The organism is Pseudomonas sp. P5_152 (assembly GCF_033989915.1).
In the GTDB taxonomy this organism is placed as follows: Bacteria; Pseudomonadota; Gammaproteobacteria; order Pseudomonadales; family Pseudomonadaceae; genus Aquipseudomonas.
Map to the genome: position 1 here is coordinate 4,365,348 of NZ_JASFAH010000002.1, position 20,423 is coordinate 4,385,770.

The 20,423-nt window shown below is 59.7% G+C and carries 22 protein-coding genes and 2 tRNA genes; 7 read left to right on the forward strand and 17 right to left on the reverse strand.

Annotated elements, in window-relative coordinates; all coding sequences use genetic code 11:
- Positions 1-113: 113 nt before the first annotated feature.
- Positions 114-190 (reverse strand) — tRNA-Met (locus QMK50_RS19650).
- A 220-nt stretch (positions 191-410) separates the two neighbouring features.
- Positions 411-487: transfer RNA gene (locus QMK50_RS19655), tRNA-Met, on the reverse strand.
- 298 nt (positions 488-785) lie between these two features.
- Between QMK50_RS19655 and dinB the strand changes: the two genes are divergently transcribed.
- Complete coding sequence (gene dinB, locus QMK50_RS19660; protein ID WP_095166900.1) at positions 786-1,847, forward strand: DNA polymerase IV; 1,062 nt, start codon at positions 786-788, stop codon at positions 1,845-1,847.
- Positions 1,848-1,889: 42 nt separating this feature from the next.
- Here the strand turns inward: dinB and QMK50_RS19665 are convergent, their stop codons facing one another.
- The 4 genes from QMK50_RS19665 to QMK50_RS19680 all read right to left on the reverse strand — a co-directional run bounded on the left by QMK50_RS19665 (position 1,890) and on the right by QMK50_RS19680 (position 6,665).
- Complete coding sequence (locus tag QMK50_RS19665) at positions 1,890-2,843, reverse strand: hypothetical protein (RefSeq protein ID WP_095166902.1); 954 nt, start codon at positions 2,841-2,843, stop codon at positions 1,890-1,892.
- Positions 2,844-2,860: 17 nt separating this feature from the next.
- On the reverse strand, positions 2,861-4,576 hold the full coding sequence (locus tag QMK50_RS19670) for a proline--tRNA ligase (protein WP_095166915.1): 1,716 nt from the start codon (positions 4,574-4,576) through the stop codon (positions 2,861-2,863).
- 129 nt (positions 4,577-4,705) lie between these two features.
- Entirely contained in the window at positions 4,706-6,268 is a 1,563-nt protein-coding gene (locus QMK50_RS19675; protein WP_095166917.1) for an AmpG family muropeptide MFS transporter, read from the reverse strand.
- A gap of 43 nt (positions 6,269-6,311) precedes the next feature.
- Positions 6,312-6,665: an MGMT family protein gene (locus QMK50_RS19680; RefSeq protein WP_320333756.1), complete on the reverse strand. Its 354-nt coding sequence runs from the start codon at positions 6,663-6,665 to the stop codon at positions 6,312-6,314.
- A 166-nt stretch (positions 6,666-6,831) separates the two neighbouring features.
- On the opposite strand from QMK50_RS19680, the gene QMK50_RS19685 reads away from it, so the two are divergent.
- Entirely contained in the window at positions 6,832-7,839 is a 1,008-nt protein-coding gene (locus QMK50_RS19685; RefSeq protein ID WP_095166921.1) for a DUF481 domain-containing protein, read from the forward strand.
- 156 nt (positions 7,840-7,995) lie between these two features.
- Here the strand turns inward: QMK50_RS19685 and QMK50_RS19690 are convergent, their stop codons facing one another.
- The gene (locus tag QMK50_RS19690; RefSeq protein ID WP_002554837.1) at positions 7,996-8,205 is read right to left on the reverse strand and encodes a cold-shock protein; all 210 of its coding nucleotides are present in this window, start codon (positions 8,203-8,205) and stop codon (positions 7,996-7,998) included.
- Positions 8,206-8,559: 354 nt separating this feature from the next.
- Between QMK50_RS19690 and dcd the strand changes: the two genes are divergently transcribed.
- The 3 genes from dcd (at position 8,560) to QMK50_RS19705 (ending at position 10,021) form a co-directional block, all read left to right on the forward strand.
- Positions 8,560-9,126 (forward strand): dCTP deaminase, encoded by a 567-nt coding sequence (gene dcd, locus QMK50_RS19695; protein WP_003219273.1) that lies wholly within the window; start codon positions 8,560-8,562, stop codon positions 9,124-9,126.
- Between the two features lie 108 nt (positions 9,127-9,234).
- On the forward strand, positions 9,235-9,444 hold the full coding sequence (locus QMK50_RS19700) for a hypothetical protein (protein ID WP_320333757.1): 210 nt from the start codon (positions 9,235-9,237) through the stop codon (positions 9,442-9,444).
- A 205-nt stretch (positions 9,445-9,649) separates the two neighbouring features.
- Positions 9,650-10,021: a hypothetical protein gene (locus QMK50_RS19705; RefSeq protein WP_320333758.1), complete on the forward strand. Its 372-nt coding sequence runs from the start codon at positions 9,650-9,652 to the stop codon at positions 10,019-10,021.
- Positions 10,022-10,066: 45 nt separating this feature from the next.
- Here QMK50_RS19705 and QMK50_RS19710 read toward each other — a convergent pair whose 3' ends face one another.
- The 6 genes from QMK50_RS19710 to QMK50_RS19735 all read right to left on the reverse strand — a co-directional run bounded on the left by QMK50_RS19710 (position 10,067) and on the right by QMK50_RS19735 (position 16,958).
- Positions 10,067-10,831: an ABC transporter ATP-binding protein gene (locus QMK50_RS19710; RefSeq protein WP_095166927.1), complete on the reverse strand. Its 765-nt coding sequence runs from the start codon at positions 10,829-10,831 to the stop codon at positions 10,067-10,069.
- Positions 10,832-10,844: 13 nt separating this feature from the next.
- Complete coding sequence (locus QMK50_RS19715; protein ID WP_320333759.1) at positions 10,845-11,963, reverse strand: M14 family metallopeptidase; 1,119 nt, start codon at positions 11,961-11,963, stop codon at positions 10,845-10,847.
- A gap of 27 nt (positions 11,964-11,990) precedes the next feature.
- The gene (locus tag QMK50_RS19720) at positions 11,991-12,701 is read right to left on the reverse strand and encodes an ABC transporter permease (RefSeq protein WP_095166931.1); all 711 of its coding nucleotides are present in this window, start codon (positions 12,699-12,701) and stop codon (positions 11,991-11,993) included.
- Positions 12,698-13,426 (reverse strand): ABC transporter permease, encoded by a 729-nt coding sequence (locus tag QMK50_RS19725; RefSeq protein ID WP_095166933.1) that lies wholly within the window; start codon positions 13,424-13,426, stop codon positions 12,698-12,700. The genes QMK50_RS19720 and QMK50_RS19725 overlap by 4 nt, the downstream gene beginning before the upstream one ends.
- A gap of 58 nt (positions 13,427-13,484) precedes the next feature.
- Positions 13,485-14,267 (reverse strand): transporter substrate-binding domain-containing protein, encoded by a 783-nt coding sequence (locus QMK50_RS19730; protein ID WP_095166935.1) that lies wholly within the window; start codon positions 14,265-14,267, stop codon positions 13,485-13,487.
- Positions 14,268-14,507: 240 nt separating this feature from the next.
- Entirely contained in the window at positions 14,508-16,958 is a 2,451-nt protein-coding gene (locus QMK50_RS19735) for a penicillin acylase family protein (protein WP_320333760.1), read from the reverse strand.
- Between the two features lie 185 nt (positions 16,959-17,143).
- On the opposite strand from QMK50_RS19735, the gene QMK50_RS19740 reads away from it, so the two are divergent.
- Positions 17,144-17,710 carry a cysteine hydrolase family protein gene (locus QMK50_RS19740; protein ID WP_095166939.1) on the forward strand — a complete coding sequence of 189 codons (567 nt, stop codon included), beginning with the start codon at positions 17,144-17,146 and terminating at the stop codon, positions 17,708-17,710.
- 48 nt (positions 17,711-17,758) lie between these two features.
- On the opposite strand, the gene QMK50_RS19745 is transcribed toward QMK50_RS19740, so the two are convergent.
- The 4 genes from QMK50_RS19745 to QMK50_RS19760 are packed head-to-tail and all read right to left on the reverse strand — an operon-like array spanning position 17,759 to position 19,473.
- Positions 17,759-17,968 (reverse strand): SEC-C metal-binding domain-containing protein, encoded by a 210-nt coding sequence (locus tag QMK50_RS19745; protein WP_064676164.1) that lies wholly within the window; start codon positions 17,966-17,968, stop codon positions 17,759-17,761.
- A 5-nt stretch (positions 17,969-17,973) separates the two neighbouring features.
- Positions 17,974-18,459 carry an LEA type 2 family protein gene (locus tag QMK50_RS19750; RefSeq protein WP_320333761.1) on the reverse strand — a complete coding sequence of 162 codons (486 nt, stop codon included), beginning with the start codon at positions 18,457-18,459 and terminating at the stop codon, positions 17,974-17,976.
- Between the two features lie 38 nt (positions 18,460-18,497).
- Positions 18,498-18,971, reverse strand: a complete 474-nt coding sequence (locus QMK50_RS19755; RefSeq protein WP_320333762.1) for a YchJ family protein — start codon at positions 18,969-18,971, stop codon at positions 18,498-18,500.
- Positions 18,972-18,975: 4 nt separating this feature from the next.
- On the reverse strand, positions 18,976-19,473 hold the full coding sequence (locus tag QMK50_RS19760; RefSeq protein ID WP_095166945.1) for a DUF6231 family protein: 498 nt from the start codon (positions 19,471-19,473) through the stop codon (positions 18,976-18,978).
- A 190-nt stretch (positions 19,474-19,663) separates the two neighbouring features.
- Between QMK50_RS19760 and QMK50_RS19765 the strand changes: the two genes are divergently transcribed.
- Positions 19,664-20,353, forward strand: a complete 690-nt coding sequence (locus tag QMK50_RS19765; protein ID WP_320333763.1) for an OmpA family protein — start codon at positions 19,664-19,666, stop codon at positions 20,351-20,353.
- The last annotated feature ends 70 nt before the right edge of the window (positions 20,354-20,423 follow it).

A 20,423-nucleotide genomic window follows, 5' to 3' on the forward strand; every position in this document is an offset into this window, starting at 1 on the left:
TGGATCACGGGGAGCGGCAAAGGTTCGCAGTACCTTGCCAGACCATTGTTGCGAAAGGACTTTTTCTGCAGATACAAAAAAGGCCACTCTTTCGAGTAGCCTTTTTTGATGTTTGGTTGCGGGAGCCGGATTTGAACCGACGACCTTCGGGTTATGAGCCCGACGAGCTACCAGACTGCTCCATCCCGCGTCTGTGTGGCGGCATTCTACAGAGGAACGCAGGGGTGTCAACCGTTAATCGTGGATTGGGTCAAATAAACGTAAATTGCCCTGGGAAGACGCGGGGGCTGCACTTAAGTGTCAGAAGCATAACGAGAATTTGTCGCGTCTCGGTTATGTCTTCAAAGGCTGTGGGCAAAAACACCCACGCACAAAAAAGGCCACTCTTTCGAGTAGCCTTTTTTGATGTTTGGTTGCGGGAGCCGGATTTGAACCGACGACCTTCGGGTTATGAGCCCGACGAGCTACCAGACTGCTCCATCCCGCGTCTGTGTGTCGGCATTCTACAGAGGATCGCTGGGGTGTCAACCGCTAACTGAGAAAAATCTGTTCCTGTTCAAGCGCTTAGCGCTTATGCGGGAGATGCCTGGAGGGCTGCAGGGCTTGCCCCGTAAGGCTCTCAGCTCTATTGATGGTCTGATTTCGATTAATAAAATAAATCCATCCTGGCGCTATTGCCTGCTGTAACAGAAGATTAAAAGCACTGGTGCTATATACAGGTGTCAGTGAGATACTGGTGATCTGACTGATATTTGTCCTTTTTCCTTCAGCGAACACCGCCTTTTATGACTCAACGCAAAATCATTCACGTCGACTGTGACTGCTTTTATGCAGCCATCGAGATGCGTGACGACCCAACGCTGGCCAGTAAACCGCTGGCGGTGGGTGGTTCCGCGGATCGGCGGGGGGTGATTGCGACCTGCAACTATGAAGCCCGGGCCTATGGCGTACGGTCGGCAATGTCTTCGCGCCATGCGTTGAAGCTGTGTCCGGACCTGGTCATCGTCAAGCCGCGCATGGACGCTTACCGCGAGGCATCCAAGGAAATCCAGGCGATCTTTCGTGACTACACCGACCTGATCGAGCCGTTGTCGCTGGATGAGGCTTACCTGGATGTGTCCGACTGTGGGCATTTTGCCGGCAGCGCCACGCGGATTGCCCAGGACATCCGCCGGCGCGTCTCCAATCAGTTGCACATCACGGTGTCGGCCGGGGTGGCGCCAAACAAGTTTTTAGCAAAAATCGCCAGCGACTGGAAAAAGCCCAACGGACTGTTCGTGATCACGCCGGATCAGGTCGAGGATTTTGTCTCACAGTTACCAGTGAGCAAGTTGCATGGCGTCGGTAAGGTCACGGCGGACAAGCTGGCGCGCCTGGGTATCGTCGATTGCCTGCAACTGCGCGAGTGGAACAAGCTGGCGCTGGTGCGTGAATTTGGCAGTTTTGGCGAGCGCTTATGGAGTCTGGCTCGTGGGATTGATGAGCGGGCAGTGCAAAACGACAGTCGCCGGCAATCGGTGAGCGTGGAGAATACCTACGATGTCGACCTGCCCGACCTGGTCAGTTGCCTGGACAAGCTGCCCGAGCTGCTGGAAAGCCTGAATGGACGCATGGCGCGCATCGACAGCAGTTACCGTCCGGGCAAGCCGTTCGTGAAGGTCAAGTTCCATGACTTTACCCAGACCACCCTGGAACAGGCTGGGGCAGGGCGTGACCTGGGCAGTTATCAGCTGTTGCTGACTCAGGCGTTCAATCGGGGTGGCAAGCCGGTGCGGTTGTTGGGGATTGGCGTGCGATTGCAGGATTTGCGCGGTGGGTTCGAGCAGTTGGACCTGTTCGGGCGCTAGAAAGTAGTCGCGGGCAGGGCTTGCCCGCGAACATTTGCGGTACTAATTGACGCCCGGATCCGCCACCAGGCGCCCGGCATCCTTGGTCAGCGACTTGAGGAACTCACTCTGCAACTCGGGATCGTTGCGGGTCAGTTCGATCAGGCTCTGCTCCAATTCGCTGGCCTCTTCTTCCAGGCCCAGTTCCGACAGGCGCTTGACCCGGTGCACCCACTGGCTCACTTCGTCATCTTCGAGGTCGTCGTAAATCAGTTCGTGGGCTTCCAGCAGCTTGCCGCGCAAATTGCCGCTGATGGCCAGCGAGGAATCGCTGTGCACGTCATCCTGGGCGTCTGCGACAGAGATCTGCAGCTTGCTGATGCGGCTCAGGTCATGTTCGGAGAACGGACTGTCCAGCAGGTTCAAGCGCAGCACGCCATTGCGGTCGGTGGTGAGCTCGAAGGTCTGCTTGCCGGTCTTGACCTCTACCGGGCGTTCGCTCCAGGGCAGGCTTGAGTATTCCGTGCGTTTTTCCCGCTCGACTTCATCAATGCCCGCCAGGTTCTGTTGCGCCCGACCGTGGGACTGCACGTTCATGAACGGGTTGAGCCCGGCAAAACCGTAGCTGATCCAGTCCTTGGTGACGCTGTCCGGCAGGTTGCCGAGGGCAAACACGTTGACCACGTTGGCGCCGACGCCTGCCACCACTGCGACCGCGCCCAGCGGAATCTCATAGACCTCCCGCCAGGGTTGGTAAGGTGTGTAGCGGTCGTAGCGCCGGGTGACTTCGAACTCGGTGACTTCGAAGGTCTTCTGTTCATGAATCCGCACTCGGCGTTGCGGCAGCTCAAGCACCTTAGGCTCACCGACATCGATCTGCAGGCTGTGATCGAGCAGTTTGCGCTCGATACGTTCCTCGTGCTCGCTGCGCTGTGACATTTGATTGGCACAGCCGCTGAGCAGCAGGGTGCTGCACAGGGCAGCACCACCGAGGCTTAAGGTGTTTCGCTTGAACATGACTTCTCTATCTGGTGTCAGCGGCGGATGCGAGCCTGAAGGAACGACAGTACGTCAGCGACCGGCAGCGCTTGCGGCTCGGCCTCGGTACGGCTCTTGTATTCCAGGTTGCCTTCGGCGAGGCCGCGATCACTGACCACGATCCGGTGAGGAATGCCGATCAGCTCCATGTCCGCGAACTTGATGCCCGGGCTGGTTTTCTTGTCGCGATCGTCCAGCAGCACTTCGAAGCCGGCCGCAGTCAGTTCTGCGTAGAGCTTGTCGGTGGCTTCGCGTACCAGTTCGGTTTCGTAGCGCAGCGGTACCAGGGCAATCTGGAATGGCGCGAGGGTGTCGCTCCAGATGATGCCTTTTTCGTCGTTGCCCTGCTCGATGGCAGCTGCGACCACGCGGGACACGCCAATGCCGTAGCAACCCATTTCCAGGGTCACCGGCTTGCCGTTCTCGCCCAGCACTTCGCACTTCATCGCTTTGCTGTACTTGTTGCCCAGCTGGAAGATGTGCCCGACTTCGATGCCGCGCTTGATTTCCAGGGTGCCTTTGCCGTCCGGGCTTGGATCGCCGGCCACGACGTTGCGCAGGTCGGCCACGGTTGGAACCGGCAGGTCGCGCTCCCAGTTGACGCCGAAGTAGTGCTTGTCGTCGATGTTGGCACCGATACCGAAGTCGCTCATCAGCTCCACCGAGCGGTCGATGATGATCGGCAGCGGCAGGTTCAATGGGCCCAGGGAGCCAGCGCCGGCGCCGATGGCGTCACGCAGTTCGGCGTCGCCGGCCATGACCAGCGGGCTGGCAACGCCAGGCTGGTTAGCGGCCTTGATCTCGTTGAGTTCGTGGTCGCCACGGATGACCAGGGCAACCAGCTTGCCGGCTTCTTCGGCGTGCACGATCAGGGTCTTGATGGTCTTTTCAATCGGCAGATTGAATTTTTCCACCAGTGCCGCGATGGTCTTGGTCTCTGGTGTATCCACCAGGCGCAGCTCTTCGCTTGGCGCAGGACGGGAGGTTTCCCGTGGCACGGCTTCGGCTTTTTCGATATTGGCTGCGTAGTCGGAGCCGTTGCTGAAGACGATGTCGTCTTCGCCGGATTCGGCCAGAACGTGGAACTCGTGGGAACCGGCGCCACCGATCGAGCCGTTGTCCGCCTCGACTGGACGGAATTTCAGGCCCAGGCGGGTGAATACGTTGCAGTAAGCCTGGTGCATGCGGTCATAGGTGACCTGCAGCGAAGGCTGGTCGGCGTGGAAGGAGTAGGCGTCCTTCATGATGAATTCGCGGCCGCGCATCAAACCGAAGCGTGGGCGGATTTCATCGCGGAATTTGGTCTGGATCTGGAACAGGTTGATTGGCAGCTGTTTATAGCTGCTCAACTCGTTGCGCATCAGATCGGTGATCACTTCTTCGTGGGTCGGACCGGCGCAGAAATCGCGGCCATGGCGATCCTTGAAGCGCAGCAGCTCAGGGCCGTATTCTTCCCAACGCCCGGATTCCTGCCACAGCTCAGCCGGTTGAGTGCTCGGCATCAACACTTCAAGAGAGCCGGCGGCGTTCATTTCTTCGCGAACGACCGCTTCTACCTTGCGCATTACCCGCAGGCCCATGGGGAGCCAGGTGTACAGGCCCGAGGCGAGTTTGCGGATCATGCCGGCGCGCAGCATCAGCTGATGGCTGATGACGACCGCATCGGAAGGCGTTTCTTTCTGTGTGGCGAGCAAAAATTGACTGGTGCGCATGGTAGGCCGTTGTCGGTTGCTGAAGACTAGAAATGACGGAGCATTGTACGGGCGAGATGTGCTGGCGTACAGGCGTGCGGTCCGTGGTGTCGCCCTGAGGCGGGGAAAGCCCCGCACCCCGGGCGTTTGTCAGGATTCTTCGAGGGTGCTGGTGTTCGTCACGGGCCCAGGTGTCGGGGTCGGACCTTCGCGCCGGCTTTCCTGGAACCAGTGTATGGCGATCAGGATCAGCGTCGGCACGCCGAGCAGGGCGGTGATGATGAAGAAGTCGTGATAGCCGAATTTTTCCACCATGACCCCGGTATAACCGCCGATCAGGCGCGGCAGCAGGAGCATGATCGAGCTCAGCAGGGCGTATTGGGTGGCGGAGAACTTCAGGTTGGTCAGGCTCGACAGATAGGCCACGAAGGCCGACGTCGCGAGACCCGAGCTGAAGTTGTCGAGCGAAATGGTGGCAATCAGCATCTGCAGGTTGGCGCCCATGTCGGCGAGCATCACGAACAGGATATTGGTGCCGGCCGACGCCGCGCCGCCGATGAACAGTATGGGCAGGATGCCGAAGCGCACGATCAGCAGGCCGCCCATGCCGGCACCCACCAGGGTCATGATCAGGCCGAAAATCTTGCTGACCCCGGCGATCTGGTCCTTGGTGAAGCCCAGGTCGATATAGAACACGTTGGCCATGACGCCCATCACCGTATCGGACATCCGATAGGTAGCAATCAGCCCCAGCAGCAGGAATGCCTGCCAGCGATAGCGCATGACGAAGTCGTTGATTGGTGTCAGAACTGGCGCCAGGCCCCGGCGGCCCATGGTCGACAGGCACATGCCGGTGAGGGTGATGTAGAGAATGGCGCGCAGGAAGGCGCGGTCTTCGAGCAGCAAGTCGAGCAGGCTGGTGTCGCCGAACAGCACGCTGGCAAAGTCAGTGTTGTAGAGCTGGGTGCACATCGCCGGTACCGAGACCAGCAACACAATCAGCACGAACACCGATGCCAGTTGGTGGACAAAACTGTAGCGTCCGGCGGACAGCTGGGTGCGCAAGGGTACGGGCGGTTCGCGCATGAACAGGCTGGTCAGCAACGCCGGGACCATCAACAGGCCAAACAGCACGTAGGTACCGGTCCAGGCCGAGTGCTGGTAATTGAATCCGGTGGAGCCAAAGCCTTCGGCAAAGAATAGTGCGCCGGCAGTTGCCAGCAGGGCGGCCACCCGATAGCCGGACATATAGCTGGCGGCGAGGGCAGCCTGGCGCGTGTCGTCGGCGATTTCCAGGCGGTAGGCGTCGACGGCAATATCTTGGGTGGCCGAGGCGAAAGCCACCACCACCGCGATCGCGATCAGCCAGGACAGGTGTTTTTGCGGGTCGCAGAAGCCCATGCCGATCAGGCCGAGAATCACCAAAGCTTGGGACAGCACCAACCAGGAGCGACGACGGCCGAGCTTGCCGAGCAAGGGCAGGCGCCATTGGTCGAGCAGCGGCGACCACACCCATTTGAAGGCGTAGGCCAAGCCGATCAGGCTGGCATAGCCAATGGTTTCGCGGGCCACACCGGCCTCGCGCAGCCAGACGGAAAGCGTCGAAAATACCAGCATGTAGGGCAGGCCGGCGGCGAAACCCAGCAGCAACAGCACGAGCGTCGAGGGGCTGGCATAAGCGGCGAGCGCGGCGCGCCAGGTTTTACGGGGCATGGGCTGGAGTCTGCCTCAAAATTGCGGAAACAAAGCGCGCACTCTAACCGCTGTGCTCTACCGGACGCCAGCCATGGCGCTGAATATCAACACGATTGTTCTGGATACTGATGCCCTCGGCTCGCAAGCGCGCGCGTTGTTCGTCGCCCGAGGGGGTGCCAACGGCCAGGCTGATACGTCCGCCTGCGCCGAGCACGCGGTGCCAGGGCAGTTTACTGTCGCCGGGCAATTGGCTCAGGGTGCGCCCGACCCAGCGCGCAGCCCGACCCAGGCCGGCCAGTTCGGCGAGTTGGCCGTAACTCACTACCTTGCCTTCGGGCACTTGGGCCAGGGTGAGGTAGAGTGCCGTTCGGCGGACTTGTGCCGGGTCCTGAGGTTGGCTCTCGCAGTCGCTCACGTGTTGGGTTCCTTGACGGGCAGGCGCTGCACCGCTGGTAGAGTAAAGCGCCGATCACGCAATGATAAATGAACTCATCACAAATACCCCGGTCAGTCCTTGCTCAGGCTTTCTCTATAGGGATAATGCCGCCTTTTTTTCGCGAACCTGAGGCTTGTCCTTGTTTATGCCGTCCAGAATTCTGCTCTGCCTCGCCGCTATCAGTGCCTGCGCTCCTGCACTCGGCGACACCGTCTGGTTAAAGAATGGCGATCGCCTGAGTGGCAAGATCAAGCTCTTTGACGGCGGCAAACTGCTGATCCAGACCGAATACGCTGGAGCCATCCCGATCGACTGGAAACAGGTCAAGACCCTGGAAAGTGACCAGGAGCTGCTGGTCAAGCAGGATGCCTACACTGGTGAAAAAGCCAAGTCCCTGCAGGCGGCCGATGAGGGCAAGGTCACCTTGGCCAATGGCGAAACCCCCAAGACCGTCGAATTGGCGAGTATCCAGCAGATTCTCAAGCCTAAGCCGGTGGTCGAGGATCTGGTGTGGAAGGGCAATGTCGATGTCGCCCTGGATTATCAGCGGGCGGAAAATGACACCGACGACTATGACGTGGATTTCAAGACTTCCGCCCGACATGGCAAGTGGCGTCATACCGCAGAAGGTGAATACAACCGCGAGTTCCAGGATGAGGTAGTGACTACCGACAACTGGCGGGCCGAGTACTCCCTTGACCGCTTCATTACCGATCAATGGTTCTGGCAGGGGCGTTTGACCTACAAGCGCGACAAGGTCGAGGATCTCTCCCGCCAGCGCACGGTCGGTACCGGTCCTGGCTACCAGTTCTGGGATGACGAACTGGGTGCGTTCTCCCTCGGCTCACTGCTGAACCGCACCGATTACGAATATTCGGATGGCGGCAAAGACAACTTCTATTCGCTGGCGATGAAGTGGGATTACAACCGTTACCTGATCGGCAAGTCGGTGGAGTTCTTCACCAATGGTGAAGTCGGCAAGCCGCTGTCGGGCGTCGCCGACTTTGCCCTCGATGCCGAGCTGGGCTTGCGTTACAAGGTCACGGACTGGGCATCGCTCAACCTCAAGGCCGAGCGCGATATCATCAGCGGTTCCGATGATGCCGACTTCAGCAAGACCCGTTACACCGCAGGCTTTGGGGTGACCTGGTAACGCCCAGTCACCTGGCAGAAACTGTTGCCTGCTTGCGGCTCCCGCTGGCGCCGCAAGCAGGTGTCGCAAGCACGTGTCGAAAGCGAGTACAAAATCTACGGGCACAAAAAAGCCCCGCTTTTGAGGGCGGGGCTTTTTTTACTAAATCAGTACAAGTTAGATAACTTGAACTTCTTCAGCTTGCATGCCTTTCTGACCGCGGGTAGCGATGAAAGAAACCTGTTGGCCTTCTTTCAGGCTTTTGAAGCCGTCGGATTGGATAGCTTTGAAGTGAACGAACAGGTCGTCACCGGATTGTGGAGTGATGAAGCCGAAGCCTTTTTCATCGTTGAACCACTTAACGGTACCGGTTTGGCGATTAGACATGGTGTAACTCCTTGAACAAAGATAACTGCGACTCAGGAAGAACCCTGGCCGAGACTGAGTGCAAAGAGCAGGAAAAATTCTTGTAGATGGTTGGATCGAAATTCAACATATCGTGTAGAGATTCTCAGTGACACAAGCAGCACAGTGGCGCCACCTTAACCCTTTTTCCGGAACGTGCCAATGGTCTTTGCGAAGGTTTATCTGTTTTCGTGACTGACGGTGCGCGTGATCGACGCGCGGTATCCGATATTAAAGGCGATCGGCGATTAATGCGTACCGGACTTTGAACCCGGCGGCGCGCCCCGGTAAGATGCCGGACAGAATTTTTCCACCTCGCTATTCAGGACACCCGCCATGAGCATCAAATCGGACAAGTGGATTCGCCGCATGGCGCAAGAGCACGGCATGATCGAGCCCTTCGTCGAGCGCCAGATGCGTGGCGAAGGCGCCGAACGACTGATTTCCTTCGGGGTGTCGAGCTATGGCTACGATGTGCGCTGCGCCGATGAGTTCAAGGTGTTCACCAACATCAACTCGGCCACCGTCGATCCGAAAAACTTTGATGAGAAGAGCTTCGTCGACGTCAAGAGCGATGTCTGCATCATCCCGCCGAACTCCTTCGCCCTGGCCCGTACCGTTGAGTTCTTCCGCATTCCGCGCAATGTCCTGACCATCTGCCTGGGCAAGAGCACCTACGCGCGCTGCGGCATCATCGTCAACGTCACGCCGCTGGAACCGGAGTGGGAAGGCCACGTGACCCTGGAATTCTCCAACACCACCACGCTGCCGGCGAAGATCTACGCCAACGAAGGCGTGGCGCAGATGTTGTTCTTCGAATCCGACGAAGAGTGCGAAGTATCCTACAAAGACCGTGGTGGCAAGTATCAGGGCCAACGTGGCGTGACCCTGCCGCGCACCTGAGTCAGTCGTCCGGACAGACCGTGGGAATTCCTCGGCGAGCGTAGACTCTATGGAGTGTACTGCCCGGATCCGCGCAAGGCGGATCGGGCCATCGCCCAGGAGTGCCCAATGAAGATCGATCCACGCGTAAGTGCCGAACTGGCAAGGCTTGAGCCCAATCAGGTGGGCGTACTGGCCTGGTCGTTGTTAGCCCATCCGCCCGTCGCCCAGGCTGGCGGCATCCCCGGTCAGCCCGACCCGGACACCCCCAACGAACAACCCACCGAGCCCGGTGAACCGACCCTGCCGGACGAGCCACCTCCCGCGCCAGTGGCCTGATTGGTCCGGCTCTTGGTGCATCGCCAGTGAACTGTGGTGAGGGTTGACCGCTGTTCACTGGACGTTCATGCCTCGAAACACCTGTGTTCACCTTTGAAACCTATGGTCAGGTCTGCCGTGTTTTTATCGCGGCGGTGCTCCCCTGCGTGGCTTGAACAACGCTTGAGGCGAGCGGTTAGCCATAGTCGTGAAAAAGGAATTTCCAATGAGTTCAGTTCGATCGGGTCATTTCAGCGCTGACATCCATACCGCCAGCGGCCTGAAGGCGCTTCGGGTAACCGAGGGCTTGCGGTACTACCTGCGCCAAGGCGTGCACAACCTCGAGGCGGTCAACGCTGCGGGGGAAGGCTTCTACCTGTATCTGCCAGACGACATCCAGGCCGGCGCGTACCAGCTCCAGGTCGGGTTACCCTCGGTCATCCATGTGACGGGCATCAGCGAAGCGGAGTTGTACCCGCTGGGCAGCCTGACGTTGACGGTCGTTGGGGATACGCAGTTTACCGGTACCTTCAGCGGCACGGATGCCGATGGCATCCGCATCGAAAATGGCAGCTTCAGGCTGGAGTACCAGGCTTAAGCCGGGGCAAAGGAGCGCAGTGGGAGCCAGCGCTCCCACTGACCGCTACTTCAGGTTGCCACTGAGGAATTGCTTGAGCCGTTCACTTCGGGGATTGCCCAGTACATCCTCGGGCGTGCCTTGTTCTTCCACCAGGCCCTGGTGCAGGAACAACACCTGGTTGGACACCTTGCGCGCAAAGCTCATTTCATGGGTGACCATGATCATGGTCCGGCCTTCTTCGGCCAGCCCCTGGATCACCCTGAGCACTTCACCCACCAACTCCGGGTCCAGGGCGGAGGTCGGTTCATCGAACAGCATGACTTCCGGCTCCATCGCCAGTGCACGGGCAATGGCCACCCGCTGCTGCTGGCCGCCGGAGAGGAATGCCGGGTACTGGTCCGCCACACGGGCAGCCAGGCCGACCTTGTCGAGGTAGCGGCGCGCGCGGTCCTCAGCGTCTTTTTTACTCACCCCCAGCACCCGGCGCGGAGCCATGCTGATGTTTTCCAGCACAGTCATGTGGCTCCACAGGTTGAAGTGCTGGAAAACCATGGCCAGGCGGGTACGGATGCGTTGCAGCTCGGCTTCGTCGGCGACCCGCATGCCGTGGTGGTCCTTGATCATGCGGATTGCCTGGCCATCGAGACTCATGGCGCCGTCGTTGGGGGTTTCGAGAAAGTTGATGCAGCGCAAAAAGGTACTCTTGCCCGAGCCGCTGGCGCCGATCAAGCTGATCACGTCGCCCGTCCTGGCCTTGAGCGACACCCCCTTGAGGACTTCATGGCTGCCGTAGCTTTTGTGCAGGCCTTCGATGGTCAATTTGTACATGGAGTGAACATCCTCAAGGCGAAAGTAGGTAGCCGGTTCGATAGGCCTCAAGGCCCGCCACGTGGGCGATCACCATGCCAGCGGTGGCCATGCGGCGGGTCGAGCGGGCATACAGCAGGCCCTCGTTGGTGCAATGGACCGGCGTGACCCGGTCGCTGATCGGATCGATGATCTCGGCGATCAATTGCCCGGCCTGCAGGTACTCTCCCGGTAGCACGCAGTACACCAGCAAGCCGCCGACCGGAGTCGCGACCGGCTCCACCGCCGCCAGTGGCGTGGCCGGGTAGGGCAGGTCCGGCAGGGGTTGGATTCGGCCGTCGATGTCACCAAAGTGCGTCAGGTAGTCGATCAAGGCCTGGCAATCGAGGCTGGCCAGTGGGTGGTTGACGTCGCCCTGGCCACGCAACTCCAGGGTCACCGAGAAGCTGCCAGAGGGTATCGGGAAGTGTTCGCCGAAGCGCTCTTGCAACTGCCACCACACCAGGGTGAAGCACTCATCGAATGACTGGCCGCCGGAGTCAGTGGCCAGCAGGCTGGCCTCGGCGCCGATGTAGCGCGCCAGCGGTTCGACCTGGGGCCAGGCCTGGGGCGTGGTGTACAGGTGGGTGACGGCTTCGAAGTCACAGTGCAGGTCCAGCACCATGTCGGCATCGCAGGCCAGGGTCTGCAGCACCAGGCGCTGGGACTGCAGTTGCGTGGCGGCACTTTGGCGCAGCAATGCCTGACGCAAAGTCCGGCGCACCAGTGCCAGGTTGTGCTGCGGATCCTGGTTGAGCTGGCCTTCGATTTCGTGACCGATCGTTTCGCCGAGGTCGACAAACCAACGGTTGAAATTCTGCCCGCTTTCCAGCTCGTAGCGACCCAGGGGCACGTCCATCAACACCTGTTCGAGGCCAATCGGGTTGGCCACCGGTACCAGCACGATCTCGCTGAGCAGGCGGCCCTCGGCTTCGAGTTGGGCCAGGCGTTGTTTGAGGTGCCAGGCCACCAGCATGCCCGGCAGTTCGTCGGCATGCAGTGAGGACTGGATGTAGACCTTGCCCTGGGCCTGTGTCGGGCCAAAGTGGAAACTGTGGATCTGGCGTGCGGTGCCCGGCAGCGGGGCAAGCAAGTCATGAATCTGGTGGCGCATGTGCGTGAGTGTCCTGCAACGTGAGAGCTAGTGAGTTGGTCCGAGAAATGCCAGCCAGCGGCGTTCGGCAACCCGGAACAGACCGACCAGGGCAAAGGTTACGGCCAGGTAGATCAACGCGGCGATGCCGAACGACTGGAACGTCAGGAAGGTTGCCGAGTTGGCGTCCCGCGCGACTTTCAGGATGTCCGGGATGGTCGCGGTGAAGGCCACGGTGGTGGAGTGCAGCATCAGGATCACTTCGTTGCTGTAGTAGGGCAACGAACGGCGCAGGGCCGAAGGCATGATCACGTAGGCATACAGCTTCCAGCCCGTCAGGCCATAGGCCTTGGCAGCCTCGACTTCGCCGTGGTTCATGCTGCGAATCGCCCCGGCGAAAATCTCCGTGGTGTAGGCACAGGTGTTCAGGGCGAAGGCCAGGATCGTGCAGTTCATCGCGTCGCGAAAGAACGCGTCGAGCACCGGTTGCGCGCGGATCGCGGCGAGGCTGTAGATCCCCGTGTAGCAGATCAGCAACTGGATATACAGCGGCGTGCCACGGAACAGGTAGGTGTAGAACTGCACCGGCCAGCGGATGTAGAAATGCGGTGAAACCCGGGCAATCGACAGCGGGATCGACACCAGGAAGCCGATGCAGATCGAGGCGCTGAGCAGCCACATCGTCATCGCCAGGCCGGTGATGTGGTAGCCGTCGCTGTACAGGAACGGGCGCCAGTACTCTTGCAGAAGTTCGATCATCGTACGGCCTCCCGGGCACCGGCGGCATAACGCCGTTCCAGCCAGCGCAGGACAACGTTCGACGCGCTGGTGATCAGCAGGTAGATCAGCGCTGCCAGCACCAGGAAGTAAAACAGCTGGTAGGTACTTTTACCGGCATCCTGGGCGGCCTTGACCAGGTCGGCCAGGCCGATGATCGACACCAGTGCAGTCGCCTTGAGCATCACCATCCAGTTGTTACCGATACCCGGCAAGGCGAAGCGCATCATCTGCGGGAAGACCACGTAGCGAAAACGCTGGCCGCGCTTGAGGCCGTAAGCGGTGGCGGCTTCAACCTGGCCGCGGGGCACGGCGAGGATCGCGCCACGGAAGGTTTCGGTGAAATAGGCACCGTAGATAAAGCCCAGGGTGATGACCCCGGCGCTGAACGGGTTGATCTCGATGTATTCCCATTCCAACAGGTCGGTCAGGGACGTCAGCCAGGTTTGCAGGCTGTAGAAAATCAGCAGCATCAGCACCAGGTCCGGCACCCCACGAATCAACGTGGTGTAGCACTGCGCGGGTATGCGCAGCAGTCTGGAAGCTGAGAGTTTGGCGCTGGCGCCCAGGAGGCCGAGTAACACGGCCACCAGCAGCGACAGTACCGATAATTGGATGGTCATCCAGGTGCCTTGCATCAGCAGGGGGCCGAAGCCTTTCAAGCTGAAGGCTGAGAGCCCCAGGTTTTGTAGGAGTTGTTCAAACATGAAGTCAGCAACCTGATAGCGAAAAAAAGGCGCCCATCACGAGGATGGGCGCCGGGCATTATTTGCCGCTGTACAGATTCAGATCACCAAAGTGTTTCTTTTGAATGGTGGCGTAGGTGCCATCATCGTGTAACGCTTTGATACCTTTATCGAGAAGGGCCTTCAGCTCTTTGTTACCTTTCGAGATACCGACAGCGGTCTTGGCTGGCAACAGTGGGCTGTCAACGGGTTTGCTGACTTCATAGTCGGCGCCTTGTGGCGACTTCAAGAAGCCCAGTTCGGCTTGCAGCATGTCCTGGATCGACGCGTCGAGACGCCCGGAAATCAGGTCGGCGTAGACCTGGTCCTGGTTGGCGTAAGCCTTGGTCTTGACCCCGGCCTTGTCCAGCACGGCCTTGGCATACGCTTCCTGGATGGTGCCTTGCTCGTAGCCGACAGCCTTGTCCTTGAGCGATGCGGTATCGGCGGTCAGCCCAGAACCTTTTTTGAACACGAATGAAGTGGGGCCGGAGAACAGCTCGCTGGAGAAGTCGATAACCTTCTCGCGGGCCTCGGTAACGGTCATCGAAGAGATTACACCGTCGAATTTATTGGCCTTGAGGCCAGGGATCATGCCGTCGAAATCGCTTTCGACCCATTTGCATTTGACCTTCAGCTCGGCGCAGATCGCATTGCCCAGATCGATATCGAAGCCAACCAGGCTGCCGTCCGCTGCTTTGGATTCGAACGGCGCGTAGGAGGGGTCAACACCAAATCGCAACTCTTTGTATTCTTTGGCCAGCGCGGAACCCGCGGCCATGCACAACGCCAGTGCAGAAAGGGTCAGCAATGCTTTTTTCATTATTCAATCCCTAAGAACCAATATGAGCGCTTGTGGCGCAGAATTATTGTTACTGGAAAGCGTAAGACCTTATGAAAGTAGCAATTTCCGAACCAGAGTCCCGAACAAGCGTTTTAAAAGATGATTCAACAAAAGTCCTGGGCAGATTCGCGCCCAAAAATGGGCGCGAAGGATTGACTGCACCAGCATGGAGCCTGGGCTGACTGAGCCGGTGTGCCCCAGGCACCGGTCCCCGCGAGTTTACTTTCCGGGCACCAGGGTCAGGCGCGTCTTGCCATAGACCTTGTCGAAGTTCTGCGGCTGCATCGGCAGGCTCTGGTACTGGCCCTTGAGCCACGGTTCGATACCGTTCAGGTAGCTGGGACTGGCCGGATTACCGGACTGACCACTGCCGTTCTGCGCCTGCAACGGTTCTGCCTGAGCGAAGTCGACGATAAAGCGCATCGCCGGTGCCAGCGTGACGTTGAAGTCCTGGCCCCAGGTGTAGGCGGACATGTTCAGGGTGGTGTGATCGCCACCGGCGGACATAGGCGCGCGCACAGTCTGGCCGCGCACGTCCTTCCATTCGTAGTGGTGCAGTTTTCCCCATTGCCAGGCTTTGCGGTCACCGCCCATCTGGCTTTCGCCAGCAGAAATGGCGGCGGCCAGGCTACGGGCAAGGATCGCCGGCTTGTCTTCCTTTTGCGGGGTGCGGGCGTCATCCCAGAACGGGCTGTCTTCGCGGCCGAGCAAATGGTCAGCCTGCGCCGAGTAGGACAACTTGCCGCTGGCAACAAAAGCTTTCCAGGCCGGGCTGTTCTGCGGCCCCAATTCGTCGAGGAAGATCTGCTGCATGCTGGCCTGCAGGAACAACTCGTAGATCGCCGCGTCAGTCGAGGTCGCACTGAGCTTGCCGTCAAAGGCCATCAGGCGGCTGTAGGCCTCGCGTGCCTTGCCAGCCTCGGCGGCGGGCAGGGCGGCGATGGCTGTTTTGAGCGGCGCCGACATGCCGGGCGACTCGAACATTTTCTTCAATTTGCTGGCAAACAGGCTGGTCTGGTCGTATTGCATGGCAATCATGCTGCGACTGTCGTGTTTGCCGCTCCCAGCCAGTTCGGCGATGCGCTCGCCGCGCTCGGGTGCGGCCCATGAATTGGACAGCTGCATGCCGTAACCGTGAGGAATCACCCGCTGGTTGGCGGTGCCGAGCCAGCCTTGCACCGGGTCCTGATCATACGGATGGAGCATCGGGTCGGCGTAGCCGTCCCAGTCGTAGCGGCCTTCCCAGCCGGGGGATGGCAGCAAGCCTTCGCCTTCGCGACGGTTGGGGAAGCGGCCTGTAACCTGCCAGCCGATGTTGCGAGCGTCGGCAAACACCATGTTCAGGGCAATCGCGCGGATTTCGCGGCTGGCGTCCGAGGCTTTTTCCACATTCTGCGCGCGGGTCAGGTCGAAGAACGCGTCCAGGCTCTTGTCGTCGGTCAAATTGGGTTGCTGCAAGGCCAGGCCGAAGCCATTACCCAGCGCAGTGCCTTGGGCGCTGTTGAGCAAGGCGCCGTGGCGGGTTTCGTACACGGCTTCGCGAATCGGTCGCTGGCCTTTGATGAAGTAGGTTTCGTTGCGCACCATCACTGGCTGCCATTTACCCGCAACTTCGTAGCTCAGGCCGTTGCCCTGGCGCTTGAGTTTTTCCAGGAACAGGTCCTGGTTGTCGCCCAGCACCGCCGTCATGCTCCAAGCCACTTGGCCGTTGAAACCGGCCAGGACCATTGGCAAGCCGGCGATGGAAACGCCGGCAGCCTGGTATTTCGGGGCGCGAATCTGCACGAAGCTCCACAGCGACGGCACGCCGAGCGGCAATTGGCTGTCGCTGGCCAGCAGGCTTTTACCGCTGCGGCTGCGTTGTGGGGCGATCGCCCAGTTGTTCGATGCCGTGCCGCCGAGCATGTTCAACGTGCCCAGTTGCTCGCCAGCGTTAGCCACCTCGGCAAGGCCTGGGATCGTACCGTTGAGCTTGATGCCCTGGAGTTTGTCGGTTTCCGCCAACGGCAGTTTTTCGTCCGGATAGGACGGCGACAGCCATGCCAGCTTGTCCTGGGTGACGGTTTGCGCCATGACCAGCGCGGAAATTTCCTGCGGCAGGTTGGCTGACTGGCTGAAGTTCAGCAGGCAGAAAATCAGCGCCGAGTCTTCCGGTTTCCAGTATTCCGGTTGGTAACCGGTGGCAGCCAGGTCTGCTGGCAGCTTGTCGCGATAGCGGAACAGGTAAGCGTTGACCCCGCGCGCATAGACTTCAAAGAAGCGCTTGAGGCGAGGCGAGGAGGCTTTATAGAGTTCGTCGGCGCTTTTCTTCAGGTTCACTGCGCGCATGTAACGGTCGGCGTCGAGCATCTGTGGGCCCGACATTTGCGCCAGGCGGCCCTGGGCCAGCAACCGCATGCTGACCATCTGGTAAATGCGATCAGTGGCGTGCACATAGCCGAGGGTGAACAAGGCATCGTGGAAGGTGCTGCTTTCGATCAGCGGCATACCCATGGCATTGCGTCGCACGGAGACGTTTTGCGCCAGCCCTTTGAGCGGTTGCACACCGGAGGTCGGCGGTAGCGTGTCCTGGGCATTCCAGGTCTGGCATCCGCCAAGACTGAGCACACTGGTGACTGCTGCGGCAACGCCGAACCGGGGAAGAAAAGATGTAAAGGCTGGCGAGGCCATGGCAAAGCTCCGTACCAAGAAAGGCGCTACGTTAGTGAGCGACCGAGGGCCGCGCAAGCAGGGGCCGAGCTTATTTGAGGGTTTGTCGGATAAATCACGGATTTTTCGACCATAGGCCTGTTTGGCTGCCGTAAATGACGGTATTGAAGGGGGGTATTGGGTAATTGGCAGAGGGAAATAGCGCCATGCAACTGCAGATAAATGCCACCTTGATCCTGATCGATCAGCAAAAAGGAATCCATCAGCCCCGGCTCGGGCCGCGCAACAACCCTCAGGCCGAGGAACGCATTGCCGAGTTGCTCGAGCAGTGGCGCGCCAGGTCGTGGCCAGTGATCCACGTGCAGCACCTGTCCCGCTCGCCGGAATCGGTGTTCTGGCCGCAACAGTCGGGCGTGGAATTTCAGCAGCGGTTCATGCCCTTGGCGGGTGAACCGGTGATCCAGAAGCAGGTGCCAGATGCGTTCTGCGCAACCGGGCTGGCAGAGGATTTACAGCGAGGGGGAGTCAGCCAGTTGATTATCGTTGGCGTGGCGACGAATAACTCGGTGGAGGCCACTGCACGAACTGCCGGCAACCTGGGGTATGAGACCTGGGTGGTGGAGGACGCCTGCTACACCTTCGACAAGCAGGACTATTTTGGCCAGTGGCATTGCGCGCAGCAGGTGCATGCCATGTCGCTGGGTAATTTGCAGGGCGAGTACGCAACGGTGGTGACTGCCCGCGACATCCTGATGGCGAGCCGCATCGGGTAATTGTGGGAGCGCCGTCCGGCTTGCTCCCACACGCCTGGGGCTAGCGCATCAGGCGCCGTGGCACTTCTTGAACTTCTTGCCGTTGCCGCATGGGCAAGGGTCGTTGCGGCCAACATCTTTCAAGGCGTTACGCACCGGTTCCTGGTGAGCGTGGCCGCAGTTTGGGCCGTGCACATGGCCATGGTCGTGATCATGGTGTTCGTGATGGTCATGATCGTGGTTGCAGTCAGGGCCATGGACGTGGGGTTGCTGGGTCATCAGGGTTACTCCGGAATAAAATCGCCGGGAATTATCTCGCCATAACGCGAAAGGTGCACGTCTTTGCCGAACAATAATCCGGTTTGCAGGGTTCCCTCCAGGCGGTACGGGATGGGCTGCTCGGGTTTTTTCAGCAACTTGACCACTTCCCGCAGGTGCTGCCACAGGTTCGTGCGGATCGGCACTTGGAAATACCCACTGCTATTGGGGTCGACGCTGAACCACTGATCACTCTCGCCCTCGGTCAGCAGGAACTGGCTCAAGTGAATGCGGTATTCCAGGCCGCGGACCGTCAGGTTGGAGTCATTGGGATTGTCGACGCGAAAGTACAGCATGAACTTCTGGTCAAGCAGCCGGGCCCGGACCACCTCGACCTTGAGCAGGTGGACCTGAGGCTCAAGCTCATCGTCGCTGAACCAGGACACGCAACCACTGAGACTCAGCAGCAAAAGCAGGCTGATGCAGTGCAGGGCGCGGCGCTGGTTGAGCATGGTCTGGCTCCCTTTACCCGCTGTACAGGTTCAGTCCCCTAGGCGAAGTACCCGGCACAGCACTTCTTGAACTTCTGCCCGCTGGCACACGGGCAGGCGTCATTGCGTCCGGCCTTGAGCGGTACGGTCGGGTCAATGAAGTACCAGTGCCCGGCGTTCTGTACGAAAGAAGAACGTTCACGGTGACTGTGTTCGCCGTCGCTGTCATGCCAGCGTGCAGTAAAGGTGACGAAGGCGTGTTCAGGTTGGCCGCCGAACACTTCCGAGCTTTCCACATCCAGGCCTAGCCAGGTGCTCTGGGCGCTCCAGGCGCTGATCGACTGGCGGTCCAGGCCTGATTGCTGGGCGGGCAGGGTGGTTGCCACCAGGTAGTCGATCAGGCCCAGCACATAGGCGCTGTAGCGCGAGCGCATCAAGGCTTGGGCGCATGGCGCGGGGTGCCCGGCATGGTAATGCCCGCAACAGGCATCGAGTGGCGTGCCGCTGCCGCAAGGGCAGATGGATGTACTCATTGTGTTACCACCAGTATTTTCCGAAATTCTCTGGATTGGCCCAGAACCGTGAGTTGAGCCAGTCAGGTACTTGTTTGTAGTCAAGCAGATCATAGGTGAACAGGGTCAATACTTGTTCGTCGCGCTGGAAACGTTCGCTGGCTTGCAGGGCCAGGGAGAAGAAGTCGGTGTCCTGCCAGCCGCAGGCACCCAGGTCGGCGAGGACCACGATGCGACTGGCGTTGAGGTTGCGGATCCCGCCGAGCAGGTTCAGGCCGTCGCGCTTGGGCAAATGCTCCAGGCAGTCGAGGGCCAGGGCCAGGTCGAAGCGCTGCGCAGCCAGGTCCGGCGGCAGTGGGCCAGGTGCGACCTGGGCAACGATGGTGTCGGGGTGCGCCAGCTTGAACGCCTGCAGCGCCGGAAAGTCACTGGCACCGATCAGCAGCAGCCGCTTGGGCGCATAACGATCGAGCAAGGCGGCGAGCGCCTGCTGGGGAGTACGCAAAGAAATAGCGGCGGTCATCAAGGATCCTCAATCAGAACTGCCAAGACTAGCCTGCCCGAACGCTCGGGCCTAGAGCGGGTTTGCACTGGATGTTGCGATCGCCCGTAAATATGCGATGCAGCCAAGCTGGCCTATTGCTGGCGGATATTAAAACTCGGGTCTTTACTGCTTGAATCGGTCGTACGCCGATCCCTCAGGAGAAAACTCGATGAGCATAGTTCGGACAGCATTACCCTTGGTTCTGCTAACCAGTGTGTTGACTGGTTGTGCAGGTTTGCAGAAAACCGACTGGCCGACCTGTGCGGCGGTGGGCGGCGTGGTCGGTGCGGGTCTCGGCGCGACGGAAAGTTCGGCATGGGCCGGCGGTGGCGCGCTGTTCGTAGGTGGATTGGCAGCCGCTTATTGCTGGGTGCATGGCGACGGTGATGAAGATGGCGACGGCGTGCTGGACAGTCGTGACAAGTGCCCGGGCACACCAAAAGGCGTGCAGGTCGATGCCAATGGCTGCCCACCACCTGAGCCGGTGGTTGAAGAAGTGGTGGTGGTCAAAGAGGAAACCATCGTCATTCGTGATGTGCACTTCCAGTTCGACTCAGCGAAGTTGACCGAAGCCGACAAAACCAAGCTGGAAACCATTGCCTCCCGACTGAAACAGGAAGCCGCTACAGCGCAACTGACCGTCACCGGGCATACCGACAGCGTGGGCAGCGATGCCTATAACGAGAAACTCTCGGATAAACGTGCGCATTCGGTGGTCGAGTACCTGATTGAAGAAGGTGTGCCACGTGCCAGCTTCGTGTCGGTACAAGGTGCCGGTGAAAGCCAGCCAGTGGCCGACAACAAAACCGCTGACGGGCGTGCCATGAACCGTCGTACCGAAATCAAAATCAACCGCTAGTCCCTCTCGCATCCGCGGCTTGTGCAGTCGCGGATGCGGGTCTTTACTCCTGAGTGACCGGTATGGGCCG

Coding starts and splice junctions, on each gene's coding strand:
- QMK50_RS19685 (WP_095166921.1), top strand. CDS start 6,832: ATGCCGTCCAGAATTCTGCTCTGCCTCGCCGCTATCAGTGCCTGCGCT.
- QMK50_RS19715 (WP_320333759.1), bottom strand. CDS start 11,963: ATGCGCCACCAGATTCATGACTTGCTTGCCCCGCTGCCGGGCACCGCA.
- QMK50_RS19740 (WP_095166939.1), top strand. CDS start 17,144: ATGCAACTGCAGATAAATGCCACCTTGATCCTGATCGATCAGCAAAAA.
- QMK50_RS19665 (WP_095166902.1), bottom strand. CDS start 2,843: ATGTTCAAGCGAAACACCTTAAGCCTCGGTGGTGCTGCCCTGTGCAGC.
- QMK50_RS19750 (WP_320333761.1), bottom strand. CDS start 18,459: ATGCTCAACCAGCGCCGCGCCCTGCACTGCATCAGCCTGCTTTTGCTG.
- QMK50_RS19765 (WP_320333763.1), top strand. CDS start 19,664: ATGAGCATAGTTCGGACAGCATTACCCTTGGTTCTGCTAACCAGTGTG.
- QMK50_RS19725 (WP_095166933.1), bottom strand. CDS start 13,426: ATGTTTGAACAACTCCTACAAAACCTGGGGCTCTCAGCCTTCAGCTTG.
- QMK50_RS19690 (WP_002554837.1), bottom strand. CDS start 8,205: ATGTCTAATCGCCAAACCGGTACCGTTAAGTGGTTCAACGATGAAAAA.
- QMK50_RS19710 (WP_095166927.1), bottom strand. CDS start 10,831: ATGTACAAATTGACCATCGAAGGCCTGCACAAAAGCTACGGCAGCCAT.
- QMK50_RS19745 (WP_064676164.1), bottom strand. CDS start 17,968: ATGACCCAGCAACCCCACGTCCATGGCCCTGACTGCAACCACGATCAT.
- QMK50_RS19705 (WP_320333758.1), top strand. CDS start 9,650: ATGAGTTCAGTTCGATCGGGTCATTTCAGCGCTGACATCCATACCGCC.
- QMK50_RS19755 (WP_320333762.1), bottom strand. CDS start 18,971: ATGAGTACATCCATCTGCCCTTGCGGCAGCGGCACGCCACTCGATGCC.
- QMK50_RS19735 (WP_320333760.1), bottom strand. CDS start 16,958: ATGGCCTCGCCAGCCTTTACATCTTTTCTTCCCCGGTTCGGCGTTGCC.
- dcd (WP_003219273.1), top strand. CDS start 8,560: ATGAGCATCAAATCGGACAAGTGGATTCGCCGCATGGCGCAAGAGCAC.
- QMK50_RS19670 (WP_095166915.1), bottom strand. CDS start 4,576: ATGCGCACCAGTCAATTTTTGCTCGCCACACAGAAAGAAACGCCTTCC.
- dinB (WP_095166900.1), top strand. CDS start 786: ATGACTCAACGCAAAATCATTCACGTCGACTGTGACTGCTTTTATGCA.
- QMK50_RS19720 (WP_095166931.1), bottom strand. CDS start 12,701: ATGATCGAACTTCTGCAAGAGTACTGGCGCCCGTTCCTGTACAGCGAC.
- QMK50_RS19675 (WP_095166917.1), bottom strand. CDS start 6,268: ATGCCCCGTAAAACCTGGCGCGCCGCGCTCGCCGCTTATGCCAGCCCC.
- QMK50_RS19730 (WP_095166935.1), bottom strand. CDS start 14,267: ATGAAAAAAGCATTGCTGACCCTTTCTGCACTGGCGTTGTGCATGGCC.
- QMK50_RS19700 (WP_320333757.1), top strand. CDS start 9,235: ATGAAGATCGATCCACGCGTAAGTGCCGAACTGGCAAGGCTTGAGCCC.
- QMK50_RS19760 (WP_095166945.1), bottom strand. CDS start 19,473: ATGACCGCCGCTATTTCTTTGCGTACTCCCCAGCAGGCGCTCGCCGCC.